The following is a 527-nucleotide window of genomic DNA, read 5'->3' as shown; positions in this document are numbered from 1 at the left end:
GCCTCCTGCACCTGGATAAACAAATGAAAAGGGATCTGGGAGTTGAAATGCAGTTGAATCTAAAATACGAATACGCTTGAAAACAGAAGTATATGGAGAAGGAATCGGTATAGATGAGGCCAATTTTTGGTTTAGTAGTTCAGCTAATATGTGTTGTAAAAATTGGACAGCCGCTTTATTAAATCGTTGATTCAGTCCCTCAGGACTGATGAGCACTTCTGTTGATGCTTCTAAACAGCTAGATAACTGGGTTAAAGAAGTTGTAGCGACATTTTGGCTCATCCATACACATAAAGCGACTAAATCCTTTGCTTGGTACTTACTGGTTCGCTGTACAAAACCAACATCTCTAGCAAGATTTCGTAAGATATTTGGGGATAAGAAACTTTGAATTTCTTGAGCAAATAGTTGTAATTCATCAGATACAGAAATAGACATACAAAAACGCCATCCTTTCCTATGATTCTACAGAAAGAATAGCGTATTTTTTCATTTTAGGGGGTATTTTGTTTTGTTAGCTTGATAGC

The 527-nt window shown here is 36.8% G+C and carries 1 pseudogene; it reads right to left on the bottom strand.

The window, feature by feature from the left end:
- A pseudogene (locus tag PLX19_RS25970) lies at window positions 1-438 on the bottom strand (IS4 family transposase); the annotation flags it as partial.
- Window positions 439-527: the final 89 nt, after the last annotated feature.

The organism is Bacillus sp. BP-3, from assembly GCF_028401955.1.
In the GTDB taxonomy this organism is placed as follows: Bacteria; Bacillota; Bacilli; order Bacillales; family Bacillaceae_G; genus Bacillus_A.
The sequence above is the reverse complement of the archived record's forward strand: the minus strand, read 5'-3'. Positions and strand labels throughout refer to the sequence as shown.